The sequence below is a fragment of the Microbacterium sp. YJN-G genome (genome assembly GCF_015040615.1).
In the GTDB taxonomy this organism is placed as follows: Bacteria; Actinomycetota; Actinomycetes; order Actinomycetales; family Microbacteriaceae; genus Microbacterium.
Map to the genome: position 1 here is coordinate 1,036,608 of NZ_CP060402.1, position 12,188 is coordinate 1,048,795.

12 protein-coding genes are annotated in these 12,188 nt (G+C 68.7%); 10 read left to right on the forward strand and 2 right to left on the reverse strand.

Annotated elements, in window-relative coordinates; genetic code table 11:
- The first annotated feature begins 51 nt into the window (after window positions 1-51).
- The 6 genes from H7694_RS04840 to H7694_RS04865 all read left to right on the forward strand — a co-directional run bounded on the left by H7694_RS04840 (window position 52) and on the right by H7694_RS04865 (window position 6,343).
- Window positions 52-1,689, forward strand: a complete 1,638-nt coding sequence (locus H7694_RS04840) for a peptide ABC transporter substrate-binding protein (RefSeq protein WP_193598415.1) — start codon at window positions 52-54, stop codon at window positions 1,687-1,689.
- Between the two features lie 142 nt (window positions 1,690-1,831).
- Window positions 1,832-2,764: an ABC transporter permease gene (locus H7694_RS04845; RefSeq protein WP_193598416.1), complete on the forward strand. Its 933-nt coding sequence runs from the start codon at window positions 1,832-1,834 to the stop codon at window positions 2,762-2,764.
- Window positions 2,751-3,695 (forward strand): ABC transporter permease, encoded by a 945-nt coding sequence (locus tag H7694_RS04850; RefSeq protein ID WP_193598417.1) that lies wholly within the window; start codon window positions 2,751-2,753, stop codon window positions 3,693-3,695. The genes H7694_RS04845 and H7694_RS04850 overlap by 14 nt, the downstream gene beginning before the upstream one ends.
- Window positions 3,692-5,347, forward strand: coding sequence for a dipeptide ABC transporter ATP-binding protein (locus H7694_RS04855; RefSeq protein WP_193598418.1), 1,656 nt, complete (start codon window positions 3,692-3,694; stop codon window positions 5,345-5,347). Before H7694_RS04850 ends, H7694_RS04855 begins: the two co-directional genes overlap by 4 nt.
- A 13-nt stretch (window positions 5,348-5,360) precedes the next feature.
- Entirely contained in the window at window positions 5,361-5,936 is a 576-nt protein-coding gene (locus H7694_RS04860) for a PH domain-containing protein (RefSeq protein ID WP_227468294.1), read from the forward strand.
- An 89-nt stretch (window positions 5,937-6,025) separates the two neighbouring features.
- Window positions 6,026-6,343: a zf-TFIIB domain-containing protein gene (locus tag H7694_RS04865; protein ID WP_193598419.1), complete on the forward strand. Its 318-nt coding sequence runs from the start codon at window positions 6,026-6,028 to the stop codon at window positions 6,341-6,343.
- Between the two features lie 113 nt (window positions 6,344-6,456).
- Here the strand turns inward: H7694_RS04865 and H7694_RS04870 are convergent, their stop codons facing one another.
- Window positions 6,457-7,245: a CPBP family intramembrane glutamic endopeptidase gene (locus H7694_RS04870; protein WP_227468295.1), complete on the reverse strand. Its 789-nt coding sequence runs from the start codon at window positions 7,243-7,245 to the stop codon at window positions 6,457-6,459.
- Between the two features lie 101 nt (window positions 7,246-7,346).
- Here H7694_RS04870 and typA point away from each other — a divergent pair, with 101 nt between their 5' ends.
- Both typA and H7694_RS04880 read left to right on the forward strand, forming a co-directional pair.
- The gene (gene typA, locus H7694_RS04875) at window positions 7,347-9,260 is read left to right on the forward strand and encodes a translational GTPase TypA (protein ID WP_193598421.1); all 1,914 of its coding nucleotides are present in this window, start codon (window positions 7,347-7,349) and stop codon (window positions 9,258-9,260) included.
- 305 nt (window positions 9,261-9,565) lie between these two features.
- Window positions 9,566-10,417, forward strand: a complete 852-nt coding sequence (locus H7694_RS04880) for a phospholipase (protein WP_193598422.1) — start codon at window positions 9,566-9,568, stop codon at window positions 10,415-10,417.
- Window positions 10,418-10,454: 37 nt separating this feature from the next.
- Here H7694_RS04880 and H7694_RS04885 read toward each other — a convergent pair whose 3' ends face one another.
- Complete coding sequence (locus H7694_RS04885) at window positions 10,455-11,000, reverse strand: helix-turn-helix domain-containing protein (RefSeq protein WP_193598423.1); 546 nt, start codon at window positions 10,998-11,000, stop codon at window positions 10,455-10,457.
- Between the two features lie 66 nt (window positions 11,001-11,066).
- On the opposite strand from H7694_RS04885, the gene H7694_RS04890 reads away from it, so the two are divergent.
- Both H7694_RS04890 and H7694_RS04895 read left to right on the forward strand, forming a co-directional pair.
- Entirely contained in the window at window positions 11,067-11,861 is a 795-nt protein-coding gene (locus H7694_RS04890) for an AzlC family ABC transporter permease (RefSeq protein WP_193598424.1), read from the forward strand.
- Entirely contained in the window at window positions 11,858-12,172 is a 315-nt protein-coding gene (locus H7694_RS04895; protein ID WP_193598425.1) for an AzlD domain-containing protein, read from the forward strand. The genes H7694_RS04890 and H7694_RS04895 overlap by 4 nt, the downstream gene beginning before the upstream one ends.
- Window positions 12,173-12,188: the final 16 nt, after the last annotated feature.

Sequence of the window (12,188 nt, forward strand, 5' to 3'; positions counted from 1 at the left end):
GGACGCGTTCGACGGCGAGCGCGTGCTTGTACCCGTCCACAGGAGGACACAGTGAAGCACAACAAGAAGACACTCGCGGGCCTCTCGCTGCTCGCGGCGAGTGCCATGGCGCTCGCCGGCTGCTCGGGAGGCGGGGAGAACCCCGACACCGGAGACGACAACAACAGCGGTGCCGATGCCAGCGCGATCATCTCGGTCAACGGCTCCGAGCCGCAGAACCCGCTGATCCCGACGAACACGAACGAGACGGGCGGCGGCAAGATCCTCGACGCCATGTTCGCCGGTCTCATCGGCTACGCCGCCGACGGCTCCGTCTACAACGACGTCGCCGAGGAGATCACGGTCGATGACCCGCAGAACCTGACGGTGAAGATCCGTGAGGGTCTGACCTTCACGGACGGTGAAGAGGTCACCGCCGACAACTTCATCAAGGCGTGGAACTACGGCGCGCTCGCCTCGAACGAGCAGCTGTCGAGCTACTTCTTCGAGGACATCGAGGGCTTCAGCTACGACGCCGACTCCGAGCTGACGGGTCTGAAGCAGGTCGATGACTACACCTTCACCATCACGCTGAACAAGCCGGCCTCCGACTTCGCACAGCGCCTGGGCTACTCGGCCTACTTCCCGCTGCCCGACGTGGCGTTCGAGGACATCGAGGCCTTCGGTGAGAACCCGATCGGCAACGGCCCGTACATGCTCGACGGCGAAGGCGCGTGGAAGCACGACGTGGGCATCAACCTCGTCGTCAACCCCGACTACGACGGACCGCGCACGCCGGCCAACGGCGGCCTGAACATCGTCTTCTACGCCTCGCAGGACTCGGCGTACAACGACCTGCTCGGGGGCCAGCTCGACGTGCTCGACGCCATCCCGGACTCCGCGTTCGCGACCTTCGAGTCCGACCTCGGCGACCGTGCGGTGAACCAGCCGGCGGCCATCTTCCAGTCCTTCACCATCCCGGAGCGCCTCGAGCACTTCAGCGGTGAAGAGGGCAACCTGCGTCGCCAGGCGCTGTCGATGGCGATCAACCGCCAGGAGATCACCGACGTGATCTTCCAGGGCACCCGCACCCCGGCCAGCGACTTCACCTCGCCGGTCATCGACGGCTGGTCCGACTCGCTCAAGGGCAGCGAGGTCCTCGACTTCAACGCCGAGAAGGCCAAGGAGCTGTGGGCCGAGGCTGACGCGATCAGCCCGTGGAGCGGCACCTTCCAGATCGGCTACAACGCCGACGGTGGCCACCAGGCCTGGGTCGATGCGACCGTGAACTCCATCAAGAACACGCTCGGCATCGACGCATCCGGCGCACCGTACCCGACCTTCGCCGAGCTTCGCGGCAAGGTCACCGACCGCACCATCCAGACGGCGTTCCGCACCGGCTGGCAGGCGGACTACCCGGGTCTGTACAACTTCCTGGGACCGCTGTACGCGACCAACGCCGGCTCGAACGACGGCGACTACTCGAACCCCGAGTTCGACAAGCTGATCGCGGAAGGCATCTCGGAGACCGACCCTGAGGCGGCGAACGCGCTGTTCCAGCAGGCGCAGGAGGTTCTGCTGCAGGACCTGCCCGTGATCCCGCTGTGGTACTCGAACGTCGTCGGCGGCTACGGCGAGTCGGTGAGCAACGTCGAGTTCGGCTGGAACTCGGTCCCGCTGTTCCACCAGATCGAGAAGACGGCGGAGTAATCCCTTCGCGTCGGGGCGGTGGCCGCTGCCACCGCCCCGACGTCCGCCGTCGCGGCATCCGCCGGTGACCCGCCGTCGAGGATGCCGCAGTTCTCTGCCTTGAGTCGCGCGACCCGCACTCATACCCGAAGGGAGGTCGAGGGTGGCCTTTTACATCCTCAGACGGATCCTGCAGGCGATTCCGGTGTTCTTCGGCGCCACCCTGCTGATCTACTTCATGGTCTTCGCGATGCCGGGCGACCCCATCGCGGCCCTGTTCGGCGATCGACAGCCGAACCCCGCGCTGCTCGAGCGGCTGCGCGCCGAGTACCACCTCGACGAGCCGTTCGTCGTGCAGTACTTCTACTACATCGCCGGCATCTTCCGGCTCGACTTCGGTACGAGCTTCTCGGGACAGGCCGTGAGCGACATCCTCGCGCGGACGTTCCCGGTGACGCTGCGCCTGGCCGTCATGTCGGTCGGCATCGCCTTCGTGCTGTCCATCGTCATCGGGCTGTTCTCGGCGCTCGGCAAGGGCGGCATCTTCGACAACTCGATGCTCGTGCTCGCTCTGGTCTTCATCGCCGTGCCCATCTTCGTGCTCGCGTTCCTCGCGCAGTACTTCCTCGGGGTGCAATGGGGGTGGTTCCGGCCCACGGTCGGAGGCAAGAACGACTGGAACGACCTCTGGCTTCCGGCCTGGGTGCTCGGATTCAGCGTGTACGCCACCAGCATGCGGCTCACCCGCGCCTCGACGATCGAGACGCTCGGCCAGGACTGGGTGCGCACCGCCTACAGCAAGGGCCTGTCGCGCAGCCGCGTCATCCCCGTGCACGTGCTGCGCAACTCGCTCATCCCGATGGTCACCGACCTCGGCACCGTGTTCGGCGTACTCATGGTCGGCGCGACCGTGACCGAGGGCATCTTCAACGTGCCCGGCGTCGGCAACACGCTCTATCAGGCGATCATCCGCGGTGAGAACCCGACGGTGGTGTCGTTCGTGACCGTGTTCGTCGTGCTGTACGTGCTCATCAACATCGTCGTGGACCTGATCTACGGCCTGCTCGACCCGAGGATCCGCTATGTCACGACCTGACCGCAACGTGGAGCACTTCGTCGCTCCCGTCGACACCACATCGGTGCCGGTCGACGTGGTGCGCATCGAAGCCAAGCGCAGCAATCTGTGGCTGGACGCCTGGCGCGATCTGCGCAGTCGCCCGCTGTTCTGGATCTCGACGGCCTTCGTGCTGCTGGTGCTCATCGTCGCCCTCGTGCCCGGGCTGTTCACCCAGGTCGCACCCAACAGCGGGTGCCAGCTGGCCGACAGCAACGGCGGGCCCGAGTCGGGCCACCCGCTCGGGTTCACCCGGCAGGGCTGCGACGTGTACTCCCGCATCATCTGGGGCACCCGCACCTCGATCATCGTGGGCGTGCTGGCCACGCTGATCAGCACCATCATCGGCATCGTGATGGGTGCCTTCGCCGGCTACTACGGCGGATGGCTCGACTCCGTGCTCTCGCGCGTCGGAGACATCTTCTTCACGATCCCCTACATCATCGCGGGCATCGTCGTGATGTCGGTGCTGCCCGAGCGCAACGAGCTGGTGCTCGCCTTTGCGATCGGCGGGTTCGCGTGGGCATCGACAGCGCGCATCATGCGCGCCGAAGTGCTGCGCGTGAAGCAGTCCGACTTCGTCATGGGTGCAGAGGCCGTGGGCATGTCGCGCTTCAAGACGCTGCTCGTGCACGTGATGCCCAACGCCATGGCACCGGTCATCGTCGTCGCCACGCTGGCTCTCGCCGGTGCGATCGTCGCCGAGGCGACGCTGTCGTTCCTCGGCGTCGGCCTGGGCAGCGGCACCATGTCGTGGGGCCTGGACATCAGCCAGGCGCAGACCAACATCCGCACCGCGCCGATGGCGCTGTTCTGGCCGTCGCTGGCTCTGACCATCACCGTGCTGGCTTTCGTCACGCTCGGAGAGCTGCTGCGCGACGCCGTCGACCCGAAGGCGAGGGCACAGCGATGAACGAGCCCCTTCTCAGCGTGCGCGACCTGAAGGTCGCGTTCCGCAGCGGCAAGAAGTCCCGCGAGGTGCTGCACGGCGTCAGCTTCGACGTGTTCCCCGGCGAGACGGTGGCGATCGTCGGCGAGTCCGGCTCCGGCAAGTCGACGACCGTCGCGGCGATCATCGACCTGCTGCCGGGCACGGGCACCGTCACCGACGGCAGCATCCTGCTCGACGGCAAGGATCTCGCCAAGGCGAGCCGTGGCGACATGGAGCGGATCCGCGGCCGTGACATCGGCTACGTCCCGCAGGACCCGATGTCGAACCTCAACCCGGTGTGGTCGATCGGCTTCCAGGTCAAGGAGGCGGTGCGTGCGAACGGGCTGGCCCATGGCCGCAGGCAGATCCACGACCGCGCGGTCGAGGTGCTCATGCAGGCGGGGCTCAGCGACGCCGCACGCCGCATGCACCAGTTCCCGCACCAGTTCTCGGGAGGCATGCGCCAGCGCGCCCTGATCGGAATCGGCCTCGCGGCCGACCCGAAGCTGCTGATCGCCGACGAGCCGACCAGCGCGCTCGACGTCACCGTGCAGCGGGTCATCCTCGACCACCTGTCCGAGCTGACGGCCGAGCGGGGCACCTCGGTGCTGCTCATCACGCACGACCTGGGCCTGGCCGCCGAGCGCGCCGACCGGATCATCGTGATGAACCAGGGCGAGATCGTCGAGGCGGGTCGCAGCGACGAGATCCTCACCAACCCCCGCCACCCGTACACCCAGCGGCTGGTCGCCGCGGCGCCCAGCCTGGCCTCCCAGCGCATCGGCACGGGGGCTCAGGTGAATGAGCACGAGGAGGTCGGCGAGACGCCGCCCGCCGTCGTCGAGGTGCGCGAGCTCGTCAAGGACTACTCGATCCGCACCGGCGGACTGCGTCACGAGCACTTCCGCGCCGTGGATCACGTGTCGTTCTCGATCCCGCGCGGCAAGACGCTCGCACTGGTGGGGGAATCCGGGTCGGGCAAGTCGACCGTGGCGAAGATGCTGCTGCAGCTCGAGAAGCCCACCGACGGTGAGATCCTCATCGACGGGCACTCCACCAGCACCATGTCGCGTGGTGAGATCTTCAAGCTGCGGCGCCGGATGCAGCCGGTGTTCCAGGACCCGTACGGGTCGCTGGATCCGCTGCGCAGCATCGGCAACCTCATCTCCGAGCCGCTGCACGTGCACGGCATCGGCACCCGCGACGAGCAGCACAAGCGGTCGCTCGAGCTGCTCGATCAGGTGGCGCTGCCGCGTGAACTCGCGTGGCGCTACCCGAACGAGCTGTCCGGCGGCCAGCGTCAGCGCGTGGCCATCGCCAGGGCGCTGGCGCTCAAGCCCGACATCGTCGTGCTCGACGAGGCGGTCTCGGCGCTCGACGTGCTCGTGCAGGACCAGATCCTGCACCTGCTCGCCGACCTGCAGAGCGACCTGGGGCTGACCTACCTGTTCATCACGCACGACCTCGCGGTGGTGCGCGTCGCGGCCGACCTGGTCTGCGTCATGGAGCAGGGTCGCATCGTCGAGCAGGGCACGGTGGATGCCATCTTCGAGAGCCCGCAGGAGGAGTACACGCGCCGTCTGCTCGACGCGATCCCAGGTGCCGCGCTGCCGCTCGGTGGCGCAGGGCGCTGACGGAGCGCTCGTGATGGCGCAGCATCCCGGATCCTCCGGTCACACCGCTCCCCGGCTCCGCAGCCGGGGAGCGGTGGCCCTGTTCGTGCTGTGCGCGGTGCTCGCGATCGTGCTGCTCGGGGATGCCGTGATCCGCGCCGGCCTCGGCCAGGCGCTGCTGCTGGCACCGTGGCTGCTGCTGGTGCTCTGGGCGGTGTATGCGATCGGCGTGGCCTCGCACATCGAGGTGCGGCCCGACGGGGTCCTCGTGCAGAACGCGCTGCGGCGCACCTTCGCGCCGTGGGCGCGGGTCGAGCGCATCGTCATGCGCTGGCAGGTCGAGATCACCCTCGATGACGGCACCACCGTGACCTGCTTCGGTGGCCCTGCGCGGATGCGGCCCCAGCGGCTGGGTCCCGGGCGCACCCTGGAGGATGCCGGCGGCCAGGCAGACGACACCGTCGCCGCCCTGCGGCGCGCGAAGGCGGATGCCGCCGGCGCGGCGGGTGCCGATGGGCCGGTGCGTCGCGGCTGGGATGTGCCCGCGCTGGTCGCGCTGCTGGCGGTCGTCGTGTGGACGGTCGCGGCGGTGATGATCGCCTACGCCTGAGTGAGGACGCCTGATCGTCTGGGCCTGATCGGTCACGCCTGCCTCTGGCCGAGGAGCGGATTCACAGTCCGCTCTGGTTGGCTCGCACCATGAAGTGTCCCGCAGATGGTTCCACCCTGGTCATGAGCGAGCGCAGCGGCATCGAGATCGACTACTGCCCGCAGTGCCGTGGAGTCTGGCTCGACCGAGGTGAACTCGACAAGATCATCGAACGCTCGGCATCCGCCCCGCAGCCGCAGGTGTACCCCGCCGCAGACCGGTTCGCACCGCCTGCCCAGCAGCAGCGGTACGACGAGCAGCGCCATGACGAGCGCCGCTACGACGAACGTCCGCGTTATGACGACGACCGCGGCCACCGGCCGCAGCGTCGCAAGCGTGAGAACTGGCTGAGCGAATTGTTCGACTGATCCGTTCCTTCCGGCCGGTGGGTTCATACCCGCCGGCCGGCCGGCTCAACGGGCCGACCGGCTCACCGGACCGACCGTTTCACCGACCGGGCCGGCTCACAAGGTTGACGGACTCACCCCGGCAGGCCGAACAGGGCCGGCCAGGTCCCCGCCGCCCACGGGTACCCCACGAACGCCGCGGCGTCAATGAAGAAGTGTGCGACCAGGAAGGGCATCAGCCGCCCCGTGCGCGCGAAGAGCCACCCGAACAGCAGCCCCATCGCCAGGTTGCCCAGGAACGCGCCCGGTCCCTGGTACAGGTGATACGTCGCGCGCAGCACGCTGGTCGCGACGATGATCGGCCACGGACCCCAGCCGAGGTGCCGCAGCCGCGCGAACAGGTAGCCGAGCACGATGAACTCCTCCTGCAGCGAGGCCCGGGCGGCCGAGAGCAGCAGGATCGGCACCGTCCACCAGTGCGCGTCGAGCCCCGCCGGGTTGACGGCGACGAACCAGCCCAGCGCACGTCCCAGCAGATACAGCCCGAGCCCCGGGATGCCGATGGCGAGCACGAGCACCGCACCCCAGCCGGCATCCCGCCCGTAGCCGCGGCCGTCCAGGCCGAGCGCGGAGAGGTGCGGACGCTGGGTGCGCCAGAGCAGGAAGCACACCAGCAGCACGGGCACCACGGCGAAGCCGAGCGAGAGCAGCTGGTATATGAGGTCGAACACCTCGCGGTCGCTGCGTGACGGATTCAGCGTCGCGGTCTGCTCGGCGAGCGGAGTCTCATCGGTGAGCCGGTAGGCCAGCTGCACGATCGAGTAGATCGCCGACTGGCCCACGCCCAGCGCCAGGACGATGGCGATCTCCCACCACAGTCGCGTCCGCCCTGCGGGCGGCACGACGCGTTCGGGAAGGGTCACCTGACCGATCGTAGCCGTGCTCCCAGACACGCCACGCGGCCATACGTTATCCTGGAACGTCGGCATCCCGGCGCATCCCAACCTCCTCTTAGGACACTTGAATGGCGCACGCCCTCCGCTCTGACCTCCGAAACGTCGCAATCGTCGCCCACGTCGACCACGGCAAGACCACCCTCGTCGACGCCATGCTTCGTCAGACCGGCTCGTTCGGCGAGCACGCGCATGTCGAAGAGCGTGCGATGGACTCGAACGACCTCGAGCGTGAGAAGGGCATCACGATCCTCGCCAAGAACACGGCGATCACGTACAACGGCAAGCACACCGACGTCCCGGTGACGATCAACGTCGTGGACACCCCCGGCCACGCCGACTTCGGTGGCGAGGTCGAGCGTGCGCTGTCGATGGTCGACGGCGTCGTGTTGCTCGTCGACTCGTCCGAGGGCCCGCTGCCGCAGACGCGCTTCGTGTTGCGCAAGGCTCTCGAGGCCAAGCTCCCCGTCATTCTGCTGGTCAACAAGACCGACCGCGGCGACGCCCGCATCGCCGAGGTCGAGGAAGAGGCGCACGACCTGCTGCTGGGTCTCGCCAGCGACCTGCAGGACGACGTGCCCGACCTCGACGTCGACGCCCTGCTCGACGTTCCCGTCGTCTACGCGTCCGGCCGTGCCGGTGCGGCATCCCGCAACCGTCCCGCCAACGGCGAGCTGCCCGACAACGACGACCTCGAGCCGCTGTTCGAGGCGATCCTTGAGCACGTGCCCGCTCCGTCGTACGACGACGAGGCGCCGCTGCAGGCGTGGGTCACCAACCTCGACTCCTCGGCCTTCCTCGGCCGTCTCGCGCTGCTGCGCGTCTTCAACGGCACCCTGAAGAAGGGCCAGACCGTCGCCTGGGTGCGTCAGGACGGCACCACCCAGAATGCGCGCATCACCGAGCTGCTGATGACCAAGGCGCTCGAGCGCTACCCGGCCGAGTCTGCCGGCCCCGGTGACATCGCCGTGATCGCCGGTTTCGCCGACATCATGATCGGCGAGACGATCGCCGACCCCGAGGATGTCCGCCCGCTGCCGCAGATCACGGTCGACGAGCCGTCGATCTCGATGACGATCGGCACCAACACCTCGCCGCTGGTCGGCAAGGTCAAGGGCCACAAGCTCACCGCCCGCATGGTGAAGGACCGCCTCGACCGCGAGCTGATCGGCAACGTGTCGCTGCGCGTGAACGAGATCGGCCGCCCCGACGCGTGGGAGGTGCAGGGCCGCGGCGAGCTGCAGCTGGCCATCCTCGTCGAGAACATGCGTCGTGAGGGCTTCGAGCTCACCGTCGGCAAGCCGCAGGTCGTCACCCGCAAGGGCGAGGACGGCAAGGTGCACGAGCCCTACGAGCACCTCACGATCGACGTGCCCGAGGAGCACCTCGGCGCCGTGACCCAGCTCATGGCGAACCGCCGCGGCCGCATGGACAACATGATCAACCACGGCACGGGCTGGATCCGGATGGAGTTCATCGTGCCTTCGCGCGGCCTGATCGGCTTCCGCACCGAGTTCCTCTCGATCACCCGCGGCACCGGCATCGCCAACGCCATCTCGCACGGCTACGACGTCTGGGCGGGCTCGATCGTCGCCCGCCAGAACGGCTCGATCGTCGCCGACCGGTCGGGCGTCGTCACGCCGTTCGCCATGATCGCCCTGCAGGAGCGCATGTCGTTCTTCGTCAAGCCGACCGAAGAGGTCTACGAGGGCATGGTGATCGGCGAGAACTCCCGTGCCGACGACATGGACGTGAACATCACCAAGGAGAAGAAGCTCACCAACATGCGCTCCTCCACCGCCGACACCTTCGAGTCGATGACGCCGCCGCGCATCCTCTCCCTGGAGGAGTCGCTCGAGTTCGCCCGCGAGGACGAGTGCGTCGAGGTGACCCCGGATGCCGTCCGCATCCGCAAGGTGATCCTCGACCAGACCACGCGCGGCCGCGAGGCCTCGCGCCTGAAGCGCCAGGACGCGAACGCCTGACGGCATCCGCCTTTCGCCGAGACCCCCTCGCAGTGCCCAGACCCCTCGTGGGTCGCGTCACTACGAGGGGGTCTCGGCATTCACGAGGGGTTTCGGCGGGTGGGGGAAGTAACGAACGCATAACACATCCTCATGGGAGGATCGGCACGGCATTCCCGGGAACAGTCCACGCAATATCCAGGTCCGCGGCGGGTTCCGTCCAGATCGGCGGGTGAGAATCGATCCTCGTGCCCGGGAAACGCGCTCCCGATGAGCAGCCCCGAAGCGGGTCCGGGCCGACGACGACCCGAAAGTCGAACCCCTCCATGTCTGATACCCCTGACACCCGTGCGTCCCGGCGCGCCGCGGTGGCGCCCGCCCGCTCCGTGCTGCGTCGCCCTGCCATCGGCATCGCCGCAGGACTCGTGCTCGCCGCTGTCGCGGCCACCGGCCTCCTCGCCGCCCCCGCCCTCGCCGCCCCGACGGATGCCGACCTGCGCAAGGCGTCGGTGACCGAGCACGACGGGCGGATCGCACTGCGCAACGCCGTGTCGCTGAACGAGATCGTCGCCGCATCCGAGATCCCCGGAACGGACGCGCTGGCCGCCGTGGATATCGCGGATCTGAAGAAGGATGTGGCCGACCTCGCCGACCGCGGGGAGCTCACGGCCGATGAGCTCGCCGATCGCACCGACGACGTCGTGCGCCGCACCGTCATCGCGCAGCGCGAGACCGTCGCCCTGCAGAACGGGCTGACCGCAGCGAAGGAGGCCGAAGAGGCTCGCATCGCCGCCGAGAAGGCCCGCATCGCGGCCGAGAAGGCCGCCGAGGAGAAGCGCCGTGCGGCCGCCGCTCTCGCCGCTGCGAACACCGTCGACGGCGCCAAGGCGACTGCTCGCCGGATGGCATCCGACCGCTACGGCTGGGGCGAGGGGCAGTTCTCGTGCCTCGCATCGCTGTGGACCAAGGAGTCGGGCTGGAACTACCAGGCGTACAACAGCGGCAGCGGCGCCACCGGCATCCCGCAGTCGCTGCCCGGCAGCAAGATGGCCACCGCGGGTGCGGACTGGCGCACGAACGCCGCGACCCAGATCTCGTGGGGTCTGGACTACATCAAGCGCGCCTACGGCACGCCGTGTGCGGCGTGGTCGCACTCGCAGGCCGTGAACTGGTACTGAGACAGCGGCCGGCCTGCACAGATCCCTGCCGTGCTCGTCAGCGCAGTTCGCTGACGAGCACGGCACTGGTGCCGGCGGTCTTCGCCTCGAAGACGTGCGGTGCGTCTCCGGGGTAGGAGAGGTAGTCGCCCGGATGCAGCAGCTCCGGATGCTCGGCGGGCCCGATCAGCGCCTCGCCGGTGACGAGCACGACGTGCTCGGTCGTACCGGGGTGGTGGGGGAGGGAGCGCCGCGGTTCACCAGGCTCTGCCTGGATGAGATAGATGTCGCGCCGAGTCCCCGGCGCAGCCGCCGACAGCAGGGTCGCCAGATACGGGGATGCCGCAGAGGGCACCCCCGCGTGATCGCCGACGCGGATCAGGCGCGGCTCGGTCGTGCGCTCGTCCACGAGCGTGGCGAAGGGCACGCCCAGCGCGTCGCCGATCGCCCAGAGCGTCTCGACGCTGGGGTTGCCCGAGCCGCTCTCGAGCTGGGAGACGGTCGCCTTCGACACACTCGCGCGCCGGGCGAGCTCTGAGACCGAGATCCCGGCTGACTCGCGCTCGCGTCGGAGCGAGTGGGCGATGCGTTCGCGCAGATCCATGTCGTTCAGTATTGCAAACGATCGTTCGACTTGACGACCGGACGCGAAGTGTTCAGAATGATGGTCATGCGTTCAGTGAACCGAACAGTTCCGGTCGGGGTCGAGCGCGCACCGACGGGCGAGGTCTGGCGTGAAGGCCTCGGCGTGGCGATCGCCACGAGTGCCTACGGCATCTCGTTCGGCGCGCTGGCCGTGGCATCCGGCCTGGATGTCTGGCAGACCAGCGTGCTGAGCCTGCTCATGTTCACCGGCGGCTCGCAGTTCGCCTTCATCGGCGTCTTCGGCGCCGGCGGACTGGCCGCGCTGCCCTCCGCCGTCGCCTCGGCCGCGCTGCTCGGCGTGCGCAACGTCGCCTACGGCATGCGGATGTCGCCGATCGTCGGGGGCGGCTTCTGGCGCCGGGCGGCGGCCGCGCAGGTGACCATCGACGAGTCGACCGCCGTGGCCATCTCCCAGCAGGAGGCGCCGCTGCGCCGGCTCGGCTTCTGGATCACCGGCATCGGCGTCTTCGTCGGCTGGAACCTCATGACCCTCGCAGGCGCGCTGCTGGGCGACGTGCTGGGCGATCCGAAGTCGTGGGGTCTGGATGCCGCTGCCGCAGCCGCCTTCCTCGCCCTGCTGTGGCCGCGGCTGCGCCAGCGGCAGGCGATCGCGGTCGGCGTCGCTGCAGCCGTCGTCGCCGCCTCGCTCACGCCCGTGCTCATGCCGGGGCTTCCGGTGCTGGTGGCCGCCATCGTGGCGGTCGTGGTCGGCTGGTTCAACTGGCTCGGCAGGGCTGAGGCGCCGACGGCGCCTCAGCATCCGGATGCCGTGAAGCCGGACGCGGTCACGTCGGACGTGACGAGGGGCGAGCACTCATGAGCGTGTGGAGTGCGGTCCTGCTGGCCGCGTGCATCTGCGTGGCGCTGAAGGCCTTCGGTTACCTGATCCCGGCGCGGCTGCTGGAGGCTCCGCGCTCCGCGCGGATCTCGGACCTGCTGACGGTCGCCCTGCTGGGCGCGCTGGTCGCCGTGCAGTCGCTCGGCGCGGGTCAGGCCGTCGTCATCGACGCGCGTGTGCCTGCGGTTCTGGTCGCTGCCGGGCTGCTCTGGATGCGTCAGTCGTTCCTCGTCGTGGTCATCGCGGCTGCCGCTGTGGCTGCGCTGCTGCGCCTGGTCGGCTGGGCTGTTTGAAAGGTCGGACGGCTAG